This is a genomic window from Methylorubrum thiocyanatum, from assembly GCA_014138645.1.
Lineage (GTDB): Bacteria > Pseudomonadota > Alphaproteobacteria > Rhizobiales > Beijerinckiaceae > Methylobacterium > Methylobacterium thiocyanatum.
In genome coordinates this window covers 151216-166328 of the sequence record JACJIB010000002.1, presented here as the reverse complement: position 1 = coordinate 166328, position 15113 = coordinate 151216, and the positions used below count along the sequence as shown (strand labels likewise).

The following is a 15113-nucleotide window of genomic DNA, read 5'->3' as shown; positions in this document are numbered from 1 at the left end:
ATTTGTTATGATAGAGAGTCTGAATCTCGTAAAATATTTTCAGAATCTGTACCGTTGCCGCAATGAATTGCATCGCTGACGCGCCTTCATATTAATTCTTAATTTACCTCGAAAATGAACATTCGACATAGGAGCGGATTAAAAACATCGAGCCGAACCGCCGAGATCCGCGTCCGATCAACGACAAGATCGCTCCTCGCAAAATGCCAGCGTGAGGATGATCGCGTCACGGGGGTTCTTCCATGTTCCGTAAGACGAAGCAGAGTGATGCGCAGGCGAAGCTCGATGCACTTGATCGATCGCTCGCCACCATTGAGTTCGCCATGGACGGCACCATCCTGGATGCGAACCTCAACTTCCTCGCGGCGGTCGGCTACGCCCTCGAGGAGATCAAGGGCAAGCATCACAGCCTCTTCGTCGAAGCCGACTACGCCGCGAGTGCCGAGTATCGCGCCTTCTGGGACAAGCTGCGCTCCGGCCAATACGCATCCGGCGAGTTCCTCCGCCTCGGCAAATCCGGCCGCAAGATCTGGCTGGAGGCGACCTACAACCCGGTGCTCGGGGCGGACGGCACGCCGGAACGGGTGATGAAGTTCGCGACCGACATCACCGCCAAGAAGAACGAGACGAGCCGGCTCCTGACGATGATCGACGGCATGCCCGTCGCCGTCATGACCGCGGATCCGCGCGACGAGTTCAAGATCAACTATCTGAACAAGACCTCGCTGACGACGCTCGCCACCATCGAGCAGCATCTGCCGATCAAGGTCTCGGAGATGCTGGGTCGCTCCTTCGACGTGTTCCACAAGAACCCGCACCACCAGCGGGCGATGCTGGCTGACAGCAGCCGCCTGCCGCACCGGGCCAAGATCAGGGTCGGGCCGGAGACCCTCGACCTGCGCGTCTCGGCGATCCACGGCCCGGAGGGCGAGTATGTCGGCCCGATGGTCACGTGGTCGGTCGCGACGGCGCAGGTTCAGATGTCGAACGAGGTGGCGCAGGTGGTCGAGGCGGTGCGCTCCGCCGTCGAGCGGATGCAGCATTCGGCCGAGGAACTGTCGCGCTCCGCCGGCGACGCCCGGCAGCGCGCCTCCTCGGTAGCGGCGGGCTCGGCGCAGATGACCGCCTCGATCCAAGAGATCTCGGGTCAGGTCGGCAGCGTCTCGGAGCGCGCCCAGCGGATCGCGGCTCAGGCGGAGACGACCGACCTCACCGTCCGCCAACTCGCCGAGAATGCCCGCAAGGTCGATGCGGTGGTGGCGATGATCCGCTCGATCGCCGACCAGACCAACCTGCTCGCGCTCAACGCCACCATCGAGGCGGCCCGTGCCGGCGCCGCCGGCCGCGGCTTCGCCGTGGTCGCCGCCGAGGTGAAGGCCCTGGCCGAGCAGACGGCCCGGGCCACCGGCGAGATCTCCGGACAGATCGCCGCGATCCAGGGCGCCACGGGCGAGGCGGTGGAGGCGATCGGCACGATCACCGCTGCGGTGACGGACCTCTCCGGGCTGACCCTCGCCATGGCAAGCGCGGTGGAGGAGCAGGCCGCCTCGACGCACGAGATGTCCGGCAACATCGTCGGCGTTTCCTCGGCGGCGGACGCCACCGGCAGCCACGTCGATGCGGTCCGCGCCATCGCCAGCGATCTCTCGGCGCATTCCGCGGGCCTGGGCGCCAGCGTCGAGAGGTTCCTCAAGGCGAATTGACGGCCGGGCGTGGCGGCGAAAAAGGTGCCGCGCGGCACGGCCTCGGACGAACCCGTGCAACAAGAGGCCGGCGGAAGGCTTATAGCAGTCTCCGCCCTTCGGCGGTCAGAGCCCGTTCCCCGCCATGATCGACAGCACCCTTCTTCTCCCGCCCGGCTCCGGCCTGCGAACGAATCCGGTTCTGTTCGGGGTATCGGAGGGGCTGGCGCAGTTGCTCCCGCTGCCGGACGACACCCTCGCCCTGCCGTGGCAGGCCGAGGGCGGCGGGGAGGGCGCGGGCCCGGTTCAAGGTGCCGAGCAGTCCCTGTCCGAGGCGGGCGGGACCGGCTGACGCGGGGCAGGGGGCCGCCCTCCTGCGGCCACGTTCGTGACCAGACTGCGCCGCCACACGTTCCGCGGAGCATTCTCATCCATGTCCTTCCTCCATGGACTGCCGATCGCCGACCTCATCGCCCATTACGGCTATCTCGCGGTCTTCGTCGTCGTCGCGCTGGAGAGTGCGGGCGTGCCGATGCCGGGTGAGACGATCCTGATCTCGTCGGCGGTCTATGCCGGCAGCACCGGCAACCTCAACATCGTGCTCATCGTCGCCGCCGCCGCCGCCGCCGCGATCCTCGGCGACAATGTCGGCTACTGGGTCGGGCGCCGCTGGGGCATGCCGCTGCTCCTGCGCCACGGCCACCTCATCGCCCTCGACCATGGGCGGCTCAAGCTCGGGCAATACCTGTTCCGCGAGCATGGCGGGAAGATCGTGTTCTTCGGCCGCTTCACCGCGATGCTGCGGGCCTACGCGGCGGTGCTGGCGGGCGTGAACCGGCTCGATGCCCGCCGCTTCATGCTGTTCAACGGTCTGGGCGGCTTCGCCTGGGCCGGCATCATGGGCTTCGGCGCCTATGCCTGCGGCCGCTCGATCGAGCACATCGTCGGCCCCGTCGGCCTCGCGCTGCTGGCCTTCGTGATCTTCGGCGGCCTCGCCCTGTGGCTGTTCATGAAGCGCCACGAGGAGCGGCTGCTGGTGAAGGCCGAAGCCGCGATCCCCGGCCCGCTGACGGACTGATTTTTTCGTAGCCAATTTCCGCAACGAGGAGCGCCGCATCCCCTCGCCCCGCTTGCGGGGAGAGGGCTTTACCGACCTTGTCGTCGGTAAAGCGAGGCGGCAGCCGACGGTGAGGGGGCGGTTCCGGGCAAGACTCTGCCGGAGCCGCCCCCTCACCGTCGCTGCTGCTTCGCCTCCGCTACCTGTCTGCACGACGGGGTGCAGACAGGCCTCTCCCCGCGCGCGGGGAGAGGGAGGAGCCTTATCCGGCGGCCTCCCGCGGCTTCAGCCCACCGCCGCCTTGATCGCCGCCGCGACGCGCTTCACGCCGGACGCGACATCGCCGCCCTTGAGGTGGATTCTCAGCGCCCGGCGCTTGCGCTCGGACAGAACGGCGAAATCACCCCGCGCCTGCGCCGCGATCACCGTCTTGAAACCGAGCTTGCGCCCGGGGATCGGCAGATCGGCCGAGGGATCGGCGGTGATCTGGAGGAACACGCCGGAGGCCGGACCGCCCTTGTAGGCCTGCCCCGTCGAGTGGAGGAAGCGCGGGCCGAATTCCAGGCAGGTCGCGACCTGCCGCGCGTCGCGGACCGCGAGACGCGCCTCCTGCAGCACCGCGTGATGCGCCTCGTTGCGCTCGACATAGGCGAGCAGGGCGACGTAGTCGCACGGCTTCACCCGGGCGAGATGCGCGGCCACGATCGCTTCGAACCCCTCGCCGGGGCGCAGGGCCTCGGCATTGGCCGCGTCGGCATAGAGCGCGACCGTGTCGTCCTCGAAGATCGGCGTCTCGGCGGGCAGGGCGCCGGTCTCCTCGGCGCTGGCGAACAGCTTCTTCGTCTCGATCTTGCTCGCCTCGACGTCGGGCTGATCGAACGGGTTGATGCCGAGCACCGCCCCCGCAACCGCCGTCGCGATCTCGAAGCGGAAGAACTCTTGCGGAAGCTGCTCGGCCTTGTCGAGATCGATGCGCACCACCGGCTGCGCCTCGCTCTCCAGGATCTTCACGGCCTCGTCCTGGCGCGCGTCGGCCTGGCTCGCGAGGCGCAGGTACACGAACAGGCGATCCTCACCGTAGACGGCGGGCACGCCCACCGGCTCGCCCTCGACCGGGATGATGCCGACGCCCTCCTTGCCGGTCGACTCGGCGATGAGCTGCTCGGCCCAGGTGCCGAAGGTGTCGATGCCGGGGGAAGCGATGATCGTGATCTTGTCGCGCCCGAACTCCTTGGCCGCGACGCCCATGGCCGCGCCGAGGCGCACGCCGGGATTGGCCGCGGGCGGCACCGCCGGCCCGCAGGAGCGGACCATCATGCGCGCGCTGTCCAAGAACTCGCGGATCTCGACGCCGGCCGCCGCCGCCGGCACGAGGCCGAAGGCGGAGAGCACCGAGTAGCGCCCGCCGATCTGCGGCACGCCGAGGAAGATTTTTCTGAAATTGTCGTCCTTTGCGGCCCGCTCCATGGCGGAACCCGGATCCGTCACCGCAACGAAGTGTGACCCAGCCTTCTCCGGTCCGACGACGTCCTTCATCCGCCCGAGGAAGTAGTCGCGGAAAACGTTGGGCTCGAGGGTCGAGCCGGACTTCGAGGCGACGATGAACAGGGTCTTCTCGAGATTCACAGCGGCCTCGACGGCCCGCACCTCGTCGGGATCGGTCGAGTCGAGGATGCGCAGGCGCGGATAACCCTCGCGGTGGCCGTAGGTCGCGGCGATCACCTCCGGCCCGAGGCTGGAGCCGCCCATGCCGAGCACCACCGCGTCGGTGAAGCCCTCCGCACGCACCTCCTCGGCGAACTTTTCGTAGAGATCGACCCGCTCCAGCTCGTCCTCGACGATGCGCAGCCAGCCGAGCCACTTCTCCTCGTCGCGGCCGGTCCAGACCGTGTTGTCGTGCGCCCAGAGGCGGCGGATCGCGCCGCTGGCGCGCCAGGACTCGACCGCCTTGTCGGTCGCCGTCTGGAGCGCGTCGTCGAACTTGAAGGACTGCGCGTCGAGCCGGTGGTCGAGCAGCGCCGCGCGCTTGCCCGCGACGGCGCCGAGCAGGGCGTCGGCGGCATCGACGAAGAGCTGCACGCCCTCCTCGACGAGTTGGCGCGCCACCGCCTCGATGTCGATGCCGGCTTGCGCGAGCCGCGCCATCACGGTCTCGGCCTCGCCGATGTTCTCTTCCAGCGTCGCGCGCACCCGGCCATGATCGCGGAACGCGTCCATGGTGGCCGGCGGCATGGTGTTGACGGTGTTCTTGCCGATCAGCTCCTCGACATAGAGCACGTCGGAATAGGCCTTGTTCTTGGTGCCGGTCGAGGCCCAGAGCAGGCGCTGCGCCTTGGCACCCTTGGCCTCCAGGGCGTCCCATTTGGCGCCTGAGAAGATCCGCTTGTAGCGCTGGTAGGCAAGCTTGGCGTTGGCGATCGCCACCTTGCCCTTCAGATCCTCGTAGCCGCCGACCTCGTCGAGCCGCTTGTCGACGAGGCTGTCGATGCGGCTGATGAAGAAGCTCGCCACGCTCGCGACCTTCGAGACGTCGCCGCCCTTGGCGCCGAACTCGGTCAGGCCGTCGATGAAGGCGTTGGCCACCTCCTCATAGACGCTCTGCGAGAAGAGAAGGGTGATGTTGACGGAGATGCCCTCCGCCGTGAGCTGGCGGATCGCCGGCAGGCCGGCGGGGGTGGCCGGCACCTTGACCATCAGATTGTCGCGCCCGACCGCCTGATGCAGGCGGCGCGCCTCCTTCAGGGTCTCCTCGGTGTCGAGCGCGAGGTAGGGCGAGACTTCGAGGCTGACATAGCCGTCGGCCCCCTCGCTGGTGTCGTAGACCCGGCGCAGCACGTCGGCCGCGGCCTGGATGTCGGCGATGGCGAGCCCCTCGTAGAGGTCGATGACGCGGGCGTCGCCGTGATCGAGGGCGGCCTTGAGGCTGTCGTCGTACTCGGCCGAGTGGCCGATCGCCTTCTCGAAGATCGCCGGGTTGGAGGTGACGCCGCGCAGGTCGTCCTTCTCCACCAGCGCCTGGAGTTCGCCCTTGGCGATGAAGCCACGGGCCACGAAGTCGAGCCAGACCGCCTGCTCGTGCTCGGCGAAGAGGGCGTTCAGCGGGTTCATCTCGGTCGTCCTCGCGTGATTTTTTGTGCGTCCCTTGACCAGTAGATAGGGCGGCGCAGGACGCATTACCCTCCCCCTGTGCGGGGGAGGGTTGATCTCCGAGCCTACTTCTTGTGCTTGGCCACCTGGGCGCGGGCGGCCTCGATCACCTTCTCCGCGGTGAAGCCGAACTTGCCCAGCAGATCCTTGATCGGGGCCGAAGCGCCGAAGGTGTGCATGCCGACGATGGCGCCCGAGGAACCGGCGTAGCGGTCCCAGCCGATGACGCTGCCCTGCTCCACCGCCACCCGCGCCAGAACCTCCGGCGGCAGGACGCTGTTGCGGTAGCTCTCGTCCTGGCGCTCGAACAGGTCCCAGGACGGCATCGAGACGACGCGGGCCTTCACGCCCTCGCCCTTGAGGGTCTCGTAGGCGCCGACGCAGAGCTGCACCTCGGAGCCGGTGCCGATCAGGATCACGTCCGGCGTGCCCTCGCTATCGGCGAGCACGTAGGCGCCCTTCGCGGTGCCGGAGGCGGGGGCGTATTTCGAGCGGTCGAAGGTCGGTAGCGGCTGACGCGACAGCGCCAGCACCGCCGGCTGATTCTTCAAGGAGAAGATCACCCGGTAGGCCTCGGCCACCTCGTTGGCGTCGGCCGGGCGGAGCGTCACGAGGCCCGGGATGCAGCGCAGCGAGAGGATCTGCTCCACCGGCTGGTGGGTCGGCCCGTCCTCGCCCACGCCGATCGAGTCGTGGGTGAAGATGTGGAAGACCGGCAGCTCCATCAGCGAGGCGAGCCGGATCGGCGGGCGCATGTAGTCGGCGAAGACCAGGAAGGTCGCACCGTAGGCCCGCAGGCCGACGAGGCCGAGGCCGTTCACGATCGAGCCCATGGCATGCTCGCGCACGCCGAAATGAATGTTGCGCCCGCCCGGCTCGAACGGGGTCAGCGAGCCCGCACCCTCGAAGGTGAGGTTCGACTTGTTCGACGGCGCGAGATCCGCCGAGCCGCCGAGCAGGAACGGCACGTGCTTGGCGATGGCGTTGAGCACCTTGCCCGAGGATTCGCGGGTCGCGAGCCCCTTGGCGTCGGCCTCGAAGACCGGGATGTCCCGGTCCCAACCGTCCGGCAGGCGACCTTCGAGGAAGGCGGTGAGATCCTCGGCATGCTCCGCATCCGCCGCCTTGGCCGCCTCGAAGAAGCCCTGCCACTGGCTGTAGAGCGCGGCGCCGCGCTTGCCGATGCCGTCGGCGAAGGTGTCGTAGACGCCGTCCGGCACGAGGAAGTCGGAATCCTCCGGCCAGCCATAGGCGCGCTTGGCACCCTTCACCTCGTCGGGGCCCAGCGCGTCCGAGTGCGCCTTTGCGGTGTTCTGCTTCGTCGGCGCACCGTAGCCGATGATCGAGTTGACGATGATCAGCGTCGGGCGGTCGCTCGATTGCAGGAAGGTCTCGAGCGCCGAGGCGATGGCATGGGTGTCGTTGGCGTCGGCCACCCGCAGCACCTGCCAGCCATAGGCGAGGAAGCGGGCCGCGACCTCCTCCGAGAAGGCGAGTTCTGTGTGCCCCTCGATGGTGATGGTGTTGTTGTCGTAGATCCAGCACAGGTTCGACAGGCGGAGATGCCCGGCGATCGAGGCGGCCTCCTGGGAGACACCCTCCATCAGGTCGCCGTCCGAGCAGATGGCGTAGACGTTGTAGTCGAACAGCGGCAGGTCGGGCCGGTTCAGGCGCTCGCCCTTGAAGCGGCCGCCCATCGCCATGCCGACGGAGTTCGCCACGCCCTGGCCCAGCGGGCCGGTGGTGGTCTCGACGCCGGTGGTGAAGTGGTATTCCGGGTGGCCCGGCGTACGGCTGTCGAGCTGCCGGAATTTTTTGATATCGTCGAGGGAAATCGCCGGGGCGTTGGCGCCATCGCCCTCCGCGACCCGCGCCAGGTGCAACAGCCCGTAGAGCAGCATCGAGGCGTGGCCCGCCGAGAGCACGAACCGGTCGCGGTTCGGCCAGTGCGGGTGGGCCGGATCGTAGCGCAGATACCGGTTCCACAGGGTGTAGGCCACGGGCGCCAGCGCCATCGGCGCGCCCGCATGTCCGGAATTGGCTCGCTGCACCGCGTCGATCGCGAGCGTCCGGATCGTGTCGATCGCGAGCTTGTCGCCCTCGCTCAGGGCCGTCTTCGGGCTCGTGTCTGCACCGCTCATGGAGTACCCGTCTTTCTCGCTTCCAACGCCCGCCCTCTGACGGGATGCGCCTACTGCGCCGCGATGGATTCGCCTACCCTCGACTCGGAATGGTCCGCGCCGCTGCCTCGTTCCGTCGCCGGACCGACCGCGCGGCTGTAATTGAGGATCGTGTTGACGAGCGCAACATGTGTGAACGCCTGAGGGAAGTTCCCCACCAGCCGTTTTTCGCGCACGTCGTACTCCTCGGCGACCAGTCCGAGGTCGTTGCAGACGCCGATCAGGCGCTCGATCAGGGTGCGGGCCTCCTGGCAGCGGCCGAGTCCGATCAGGTTGTCGGCATACCAGAAGCTGCAGGGCAGGAAGGCGCCCTCGTTGCCGGGCAGGCCGTCGGTGGTCTGGCCTTCGGTCTCGTAGCGCAGGACGAAGCCGTCGCGCATCAGGTGCCGCTCGATCGCCGCCACCGTGCCGACGACGCGGGGATCGTCCTGGGGCAGGAAGCCCATATGCGCGATCAGGAGCAGGCTCGCGTCGAGCGCCTTGCTGCCGTAGGACTGGACGAAGCTGTTCAGCTCGGGGTCGAACCCCTTGTCGCAGACCTCGGCGTGGATCTCGTCGCGGATCGCCTTCCAGTGCGCCACCGGCGGCTCGGCGGATCGCAGATCGTCCACGCCCATCAGCTCGACGCTGCGGATCGCCCGGTCGAAGGCGACCCAGGCCATGACCTTGGAATGGACGAAGTGGCGCCGCCCGCCGCGCACCTCCCAGATCCCCTCGTCCGGCTCGCGCCACGCCGTCTCGAGGTGCTTGATCAGCGCCTGACCGACGCGCAGGCCCTCCTTGTTCTGCCCCATGCCGCGGGCCCGGGCCTGGAACAGCGCATCGAACAGCTCGCCGTAGACGTCGAGCTGGAACTGCGCGATCGCCGCGTTGCCGATGCGCACGGGCCGTGAATTCTCGTAGCCGGGCAACCAGTCGAGTTCGATCTCCGGCAGGAGCCGCTCGCCGCCGATGCCGTAGAGGATGTGCGCCTGCTCCGGGTTGCCGGCCACCGCCCGGGTCAGCCAGTCGCGCCAGGCGCGGGCCTCCTCGATGTAGCCGGAATCCATCAGCGCCAGCAGCGTGAAGGTCGAGTCGCGCAGCCAGCAGAAACGGTAGTCCCAGTTGCGGGAGCCGCCGAGTTCCTCGGGGAGCGAGGTGGTGGGTGCGGCGACGATGCCGCCGGTCGGCCGGTAGATCAGCGCCTTCAGGGTCAGGAGCGAGCGGCGCAGGATGTCGTCCCACGGCGTCTGCGCGGCGGTGCAGCGGCTCGACCATTCGCGCCAGAACCGGTTGGTGTCGTCGAGCCAGCGCCGCGGCTCGATCGGCGGCGGATCCTCCTCGTGCGAGGCGCCGTAGCTGAGCACGAAGCGGACCGCGTCGCCCTTGTAGACCGTGAATTCCGAGACCGTGGTCTGGTGCGCGGAGCCGCGCATCGGCGCGTTGGTGCGCAGGACCACCTTGTGCGGCCCGGAAATGGCGCGCAGGTCCCCGAGTTCGCTGCGCGAGACCCAGGGCACCGCCGAGCCGTAATCGAAGCGCACGGCGAGATCCATGCGCATGGCCATCCGTCCGCGTATCCCCTCGACGAGGCGGATGACGTGGCTGCCGTCGCCGACGGGCATGAAATCGGTGACGCGGACCTCGCCCTCATGGGTCTTGTGCGTCGTCTCGAGCACCAGCGAGCCGGTGCGGTAGCGCCAGGAATGCTGCGCCCCCTCCGCCGCGGGCGCGAGCTTCCAGAAGCCGTGCTCCTCGGTTCCGAGCAGGCTCGCGAACAGCGCGGCGGCATCGAAGCGCGGCATGCACAGCCAGTCGATGCTGCCGTCGCGCCCGACCAGAGCGGCGGTGCGCCCGTCGCCGATCAGGGCGTAATCCTCGATCCGTCCCGCCATCCCGGTCTCCGTCCTCGCATCCCGGGCCGAACGGCGCGGGGAGACGCGGGCTTCGGACTCATACGGGCGCAGTTGAGAGCGCCGCATGCGAAGGCGCCGCCTCGCGCGAAGTGGCGCAGCAACCGCGCTCCGCAAGGCTTTCGGCACTAACCCTTGTGAAAAGCGCGGGTCGCGTCCCGGCTCAGCGCAGATCCGCCACGAGGCCGACGACCGAGCTGCCGAGGCTGGTCATGCCGGTCTTCACCCCCGCCGCCGCACCGGAGCCGGCGCCGCGCGCCGCGTCCCAGACCGCATCGACGGCGGCGAAGGGCAGGGCGCCTGCGGGCAGGAAGCGGCTGTCCTCCTCCTCGACACGGGCCATCGGCGCGGGAGCCTCCGGAGCGGAGGCCACCGGCGCGGACGCCATGCCAGCCGGCTCGGGCGCGGCCTTCGCCGGGATCGCGGGCTGCGTCGTCGCCATCCGGCTCGCCGGTGCACGGCGGCGCTCGGGCCGGGCGGCGACGCGCGCGGGACGGGCCGATGTCGGCGCGGCCTCGCTCGCCGCGACGAGCGGCATCAGGCGGGCGAAGGCTTCGCTGGCCGGCGCCGCCTCGACATCGGCGAGCAGCGCCCGGCCCGGATCGAACAGAACGACGCCGGGAGCCGCGGCCATGGCCGGAACGGGCCGCGCCGATTCGACCGCGTCCTTGGCCGGTTCGCGGCAGGCGAGCGACAGCAGGGCGGCGACCACGGCAAGGCCGAGGGTCGGTAGGAAGGGGGGCAGCACCGGGCGAGCGGTCGCGGCCACGTCCGGCTTTCGCAGCGGATCGAAGACGCGCATGGACCGGACCCTCCCAATGGATTCGCGAGCAGCTTGAGTGTGCGCCCCGGTTTGCGGCAGAACCGGGGCCGGCGCATGTCCGATTCGTAACTGTCGCCGCGGATCGTGTCGGATCGGCCGGACCGGATCGGACCCAAGCCGGGTTTGGCGGGCACATGGCTTGCCTGCCGCCGCTTGCGCGCCACCCTCACGAGGTTCTTAAGCACGCCCGCCTTCACCGCTTCGCCGCAATGCCTTCCTCGAACGGATCGAACCGAACCGGGCCTCGATGACCGAGACCAGCCTCACCGTCGCCGTGATCGACCCGAGCACCGCCCGCGCGGCGATCCTGGAGGAGGGCCTGCGCGCCGCGGGCGTCGCCAGCGTCGTCGTCCTGCCCGACGGGCCGGATCTTCAGGCGCGGGTGGCGAACCTCAAGCCCGATGTGATCGTGGTCCATCTGGAGAGCCCGAGCCGGGACGTGCTGGAGCAGATGTCGGGCCTGTCCCGGCAGGCGGAGCGGCCGGTGGCGATGTTCGTCGACCGCTCGGACCAGACCATGATGCAGGCGGCGGTCGATGCGGGCATCTCGGCCTACGTCGTGGACGGGCTGCGCTCCGAGCGGATCCGGCCGATCCTCGATATCGCGATCCTTCGCTTCAACGCCTTCGCGCGGCTCCAGCGCGAACTCGACGAGGCCCGCTCCGAACTCGCCGACCGCAAGCTGATCGAGCGGGCCAAGGGCATCTTGATGACGCGCAAGGGCTTGAGCGAGGACGAGGCCTACAAGCTCCTGCGGCGGCAGGCGATGAACGAGAAGCGCAAGATCGTCGACATCGCCCGCGCGATCGTCACCGCGGCGGACCTGCTCGGATGAGGATCACCCTCGGATACGTCCCCCTCACCGACGCCGCCCCCGTGATCGCGGCGGCGGAGCTGGGCTTCGCCCGGGCCGAGGGGCTGGAGATCACGCTCTCGCGTGAGCCGTCCTGGGCCACCCTGCGCGACCGGCTGGCGCTCGGCCATCTCGACGCCGCGCACATGCTGGGGCCGCTCGCCATCGCCAGCGCGCTGGGGCTGTCCGGCCCGCAGGCCGGCTTGAGCATACCGATGGCGCTCAACCTCAACGGCAACGCCGTCACCGTCTCGAACGCGCTCTGGAGCGCGATGGCGCCGACGAGCGACGATCTTGGCGACGTGGCCGCAGCGTTCGCCCGGGTCGCGCGCGCCTGGGCCGCGGAGGGCCGGCCGCTCACAATCGGCACCGTGCATCCCTTTTCCAGCCACTCCTACCAGCTCCGCCTGTTCGCAGGGCTCGGCGGGTTCGATCTCGATACGGTGATCCGCCTCGTCGTGGTGCCGCCGCCGGACACGGTGAAGGCGCTCCGGCGCGGGATCATCGACGGCTTCTGCGTCGGCGCCCCATGGAACAGCGTCGCCGTCGCCGCCGGCCTCGGCCGCATCGCCGCGCTGGGCTGCGAGATCGCGCCCGATTGCCCGGAGAAGGTGCTGGCCCTGCCCGCCGAGGGCGCCGACTTCGCGCTTCCCCTGGTGCGGGCGGTCCACCGGGCCGGGCTCTGGTGCGCCGATCTCGCCAACCGCGACGCGCTGAGCCGCCTGCTCGCCGAGCGGGCAGAGCTTGATTCCGACGCGGCACTCATCGCACGCACCCTCGGCGGCGCGCTGATCGTGGATGCCGACGGCACCGAGCGGGTGAACCTGGCCTATCTGCGCCTCGACGCCGCGACCCACCGGCCGGACCCGGCCCAGGCCCGCTGGCTGGTCGCGCAGATGGTTGCATGCGGGCAGCTCCCACCCGGCGGTGACGCGGCGGACCGGGCGGCGGCGCTCTATCGGCCCGACATCTTCGCGGCGGCCATCGCCGGCTGAACCCCGTTCCGCCGCATCGCGCCGGCTTCGGCTGCGCACCACGGCACCATCAGCCTATTTTTTGTGCAGCGCACGCGCCTGCTGTGCTTTCGGGCGCGGACCGCGCCGCAAATGGCTCTGCGCACCGGCGCGACGGCCGCGATGCGCGCGTCCTGCAGTTGGCACGGCTCCTGCAAGTGTTCCCGCACGGGCCCGCCAACGATGACGGACCCAAAACGTCAGCAAAGCCGCTGATCCGGATTGCCCGCACGCGACGAATGTCGATCGCGCAGGCGATCCCGGACAGCGGCTTTTTTCTTGTGCAGGCAGCGCGCCGGAGCGGAGAACGGATGAGTATCGATCAGGGCAACACGACCCGCCGCGGCGTCCTCAAGGGGGCGGCCGCCGCGCTCGCACTGGCGGGTGCGGCCCGCGCCGCTCTGCCGGCCGGTGCCTTCGCGCAGGGCGCGGGGCCGGAGGTGAAGGGGGCCAAGCTGGGCTTCATCGCGCTGACCGATGCCGCGCCGCTCTTCGTCGCCAAGGAGAAGGGCATCTTCGCCAAGTACGGCCTGCCCGAGACCGAGGTTCTGAAGCAGGCGAGCTGGGGCACCACCCGCGACAACCTCGTGCTCGGCTCCGAGGGCAACGGCATCGACGGCGCCCACATCCTGACGCCGATGCCCTACCTGATCTCCGCCGGCCGGGTGACGCAGAACAACGTGCCCGTGCCGATGTACATCATGGCCCGGCTCAACCTGAACGGTCAGTGCATCTCGATCGCCAAGGAGCATATCGACCACAAGATCGGGCTGGACACCAAGCCGTTCAAAGCCGTGCTCGAAGCCAAGAAGGCGTCGGGCAAGGCGGTGAAGGCCGCGATGACCTTCCCCGGCGGCACCCACGACCTCTGGATCCGCTACTGGCTCGCCGCCGGCGGCATCGACCCCGACAAGGACATCGAGACCATCGTCGTGCCGCCGCCCCAGATGGTGGCGAACATGAAGGTCGGCACGATGGACTGCTTCTGCGTCTGCGAGCCGTGGAACGAGCAGCTCATCCACCAGGGCATCGGCTACACCGCGATCACCACCGGCGAACTCTGGAAGGACCACCCGGAGAAGGCCTTCGCCATGCGCGCGGCCTGGGTCGACAAGTATCCCAACGCCGCCAAGGCCCTGCTGATGGCTGTGATGGAAGCCCAGCAATGGTGCGACAAGCCCGAGAACCGCGACGAGATGGCGGCGATCGTGGCCAAGCGCCAGTGGATCAACGTGCCGGTGGCCGACGTCGTCAACCGGATGAAGGGCAAGTTCGACTACGGCACCGGCCGCGTCGTCGAGAACAGCCCGCACATCATGAAGTTCTGGGCCGACAACGCCTCGTATCCTTATCAGTCGCACGACCTCTGGTTCCTCACCGAGGACATCCGCTGGGGCAAGTTCGACGCGGCCACCGACACCAAGGCGCTGATCGGCAAGGTCAACCGCGAGGATCTCTGGCGCGAGGCCGCCAAGGCGCTCGGCGTCTCCGCGATCCCGACCTCCACCTCGCGCGGCGTCGAGACGCTGTTCGACGGCAAGGTCTTCGACCCCGAAAACCCTGCCGCCTACCTCAACAGCCTCGGCATCAAGAAGGTCGCGTGATGGCCACCGGAGCAACGCTCACCGCAACCCGCGCGCGCGCCTCCGCGAAGGCCCGCGCGCCCTTCATCACCCTGGCCGGGCTGCGCGGCGTCGCCGCCCGCGTCCTGCCGCCGCTCGTCGTGCTGGCGGGCTTCCTGCTGCTGTGGGAGGTGCTGTGCTCCTCTCCCACCGCCGGCCTGCCGCCGCCCTCGCGCGTCGTGACCGAGGCCTGGGACATCATCGTCGATCCGTTCTACGACAACGGCGGCACCGACAAGGGCCTGTTCTGGCATATCTCGGCGAGCCTCCAGCGCGTGGCGTTGGGCTTCGCGCTGGCGGTGGTGGCCGGCGTGCTGCTCGGCACCCTGGTCGGCCAGTCCGAATGGGCGATGCGCGGTCTCGACCCGATCTTCCAGGTGCTGCGCACGATCCCGCCGCTGGCGTGGCTCCCGCTCTCGCTCGCCGCCTTCCGCGACGGGCAGCCCTCGGCGATCTTCGTGATCTTCATCACCTCGATCTGGCCGATCATCATCAACACCGCGGTCGGCATCCGCAACATTCCGCAGGACTACCGCAACGTCGCCGCGGTCATCCGGCTGAACCCGATCGAGTTCTTCTACAAGATCATGCTGCCCTCGGCGGCGCCGTACATCTTCACCGGTCTTCGCATCGGCGTCGGCCTGTCCTGGCTCGCCATCGTCGCGGCCGAGATGCTGATCGGCGGCGTCGGGATCGGCTTCTTCATCTGGGACGCCTGGAACTCGTCGCACATCAGCGAGATCATCGTCGCTCTCGTCTATGTCGGGCTCATCGGCTTCGTCCTCGACCGGCTGGTCGCCGGCGTCGGCGTGCTCGTGACCCGCGGCACCTCCGCAGCCTGAGG

11 protein-coding genes are annotated in these 15113 nt (G+C 69.1%); 7 read left to right on the top strand and 4 right to left on the bottom strand.

The genetic code is table 11. From position 1 onward, the window contains the following. Positions 1-242: 242 nt before the first annotated feature. The 3 genes from HNR51_RS04530 (at position 243) to HNR51_RS04520 (ending at position 2760) form a co-directional block, all read left to right on the top strand. Positions 243-1703 carry a methyl-accepting chemotaxis protein gene (locus tag HNR51_RS04530; RefSeq protein ID WP_182554114.1) on the top strand — a complete coding sequence of 487 codons (1461 nt, stop codon included), beginning with the start codon at positions 243-245 and terminating at the stop codon, positions 1701-1703. Positions 1704-1827: 124 nt separating this feature from the next. Continuing rightward, entirely contained in the window at positions 1828-2034 is a 207-nt protein-coding gene (locus HNR51_RS04525) for a hypothetical protein (protein WP_182554113.1), read from the top strand. 81 nt (positions 2035-2115) lie between these two features. Next, positions 2116-2760: a DedA family protein gene (locus HNR51_RS04520; protein WP_012456713.1), complete on the top strand. Its 645-nt coding sequence runs from the start codon at positions 2116-2118 to the stop codon at positions 2758-2760. A 264-nt stretch (positions 2761-3024) separates the two neighbouring features. On the opposite strand, the gene HNR51_RS04515 is transcribed toward HNR51_RS04520, so the two are convergent. The 4 genes from HNR51_RS04515 to HNR51_RS04500 all read right to left on the bottom strand — a co-directional run bounded on the left by HNR51_RS04515 (position 3025) and on the right by HNR51_RS04500 (position 10760). After that, complete coding sequence (locus HNR51_RS04515; protein ID WP_182554112.1) at positions 3025-5847, bottom strand: bifunctional transaldolase/phosoglucose isomerase; 2823 nt, start codon at positions 5845-5847, stop codon at positions 3025-3027. Positions 5848-5951: 104 nt separating this feature from the next. After that, positions 5952-8027: a transketolase gene (gene tkt, locus HNR51_RS04510; RefSeq protein ID WP_182554111.1), complete on the bottom strand. Its 2076-nt coding sequence runs from the start codon at positions 8025-8027 to the stop codon at positions 5952-5954. A 50-nt stretch (positions 8028-8077) separates the two neighbouring features. Then, on the bottom strand, positions 8078-9940 hold the full coding sequence (locus HNR51_RS04505) for a glycoside hydrolase family 15 protein (RefSeq protein ID WP_182554110.1): 1863 nt from the start codon (positions 9938-9940) through the stop codon (positions 8078-8080). Positions 9941-10121: 181 nt separating this feature from the next. After that, positions 10122-10760: a hypothetical protein gene (locus tag HNR51_RS04500; protein ID WP_182554109.1), complete on the bottom strand. Its 639-nt coding sequence runs from the start codon at positions 10758-10760 to the stop codon at positions 10122-10124. Positions 10761-11028: 268 nt separating this feature from the next. On the opposite strand from HNR51_RS04500, the gene HNR51_RS04495 reads away from it, so the two are divergent. The 4 genes from HNR51_RS04495 (at position 11029) to ntrB (ending at position 15111) form a co-directional block, all read left to right on the top strand. Next, positions 11029-11616, top strand: a complete 588-nt coding sequence (locus tag HNR51_RS04495) for an ANTAR domain-containing response regulator (RefSeq protein WP_012456708.1) — start codon at positions 11029-11031, stop codon at positions 11614-11616. Next, a complete protein-coding gene (locus HNR51_RS04490) occupies positions 11613-12629 on the top strand; it encodes a CmpA/NrtA family ABC transporter substrate-binding protein (RefSeq protein ID WP_182554108.1) in 1017 nt (338 codons plus the stop codon). Before HNR51_RS04495 ends, HNR51_RS04490 begins: the two co-directional genes overlap by 4 nt. A gap of 329 nt (positions 12630-12958) precedes the next feature. Next, positions 12959-14251, top strand: coding sequence for a CmpA/NrtA family ABC transporter substrate-binding protein (locus tag HNR51_RS04485; RefSeq protein WP_182554107.1), 1293 nt, complete (start codon positions 12959-12961; stop codon positions 14249-14251). Further along, the gene (ntrB, locus tag HNR51_RS04480; protein WP_012456705.1) at positions 14251-15111 is read left to right on the top strand and encodes a nitrate ABC transporter permease; all 861 of its coding nucleotides are present in this window, start codon (positions 14251-14253) and stop codon (positions 15109-15111) included. The genes HNR51_RS04485 and ntrB overlap by 1 nt, the downstream gene beginning before the upstream one ends. Positions 15112-15113: the final 2 nt, after the last annotated feature.

Excerpts from the sequence above, each read along its gene's own strand:
- HNR51_RS04530 (WP_182554114.1), top strand. The coding sequence starts at position 243 with ATGTTCCGTAAGACGAAGCAGAGTGATGCGCAGGCGAAGCTCGATGCA.
- HNR51_RS04525 (WP_182554113.1), top strand. The coding sequence starts at position 1,828 with ATGATCGACAGCACCCTTCTTCTCCCGCCCGGCTCCGGCCTGCGAACG.
- HNR51_RS04520 (WP_012456713.1), top strand. The coding sequence starts at position 2,116 with ATGTCCTTCCTCCATGGACTGCCGATCGCCGACCTCATCGCCCATTAC.
- HNR51_RS04515 (WP_182554112.1), bottom strand. The coding sequence starts at position 5,847 with ATGAACCCGCTGAACGCCCTCTTCGCCGAGCACGAGCAGGCGGTCTGG.
- tkt (WP_182554111.1), bottom strand. The coding sequence starts at position 8,027 with ATGAGCGGTGCAGACACGAGCCCGAAGACGGCCCTGAGCGAGGGCGAC.
- HNR51_RS04505 (WP_182554110.1), bottom strand. The coding sequence starts at position 9,940 with ATGGCGGGACGGATCGAGGATTACGCCCTGATCGGCGACGGGCGCACC.
- HNR51_RS04500 (WP_182554109.1), bottom strand. The coding sequence starts at position 10,760 with ATGCGCGTCTTCGATCCGCTGCGAAAGCCGGACGTGGCCGCGACCGCT.
- HNR51_RS04495 (WP_012456708.1), top strand. The coding sequence starts at position 11,029 with ATGACCGAGACCAGCCTCACCGTCGCCGTGATCGACCCGAGCACCGCC.
- HNR51_RS04490 (WP_182554108.1), top strand. The coding sequence starts at position 11,613 with ATGAGGATCACCCTCGGATACGTCCCCCTCACCGACGCCGCCCCCGTG.
- HNR51_RS04485 (WP_182554107.1), top strand. The coding sequence starts at position 12,959 with ATGAGTATCGATCAGGGCAACACGACCCGCCGCGGCGTCCTCAAGGGG.
- ntrB (WP_012456705.1), top strand. The coding sequence starts at position 14,251 with ATGGCCACCGGAGCAACGCTCACCGCAACCCGCGCGCGCGCCTCCGCG.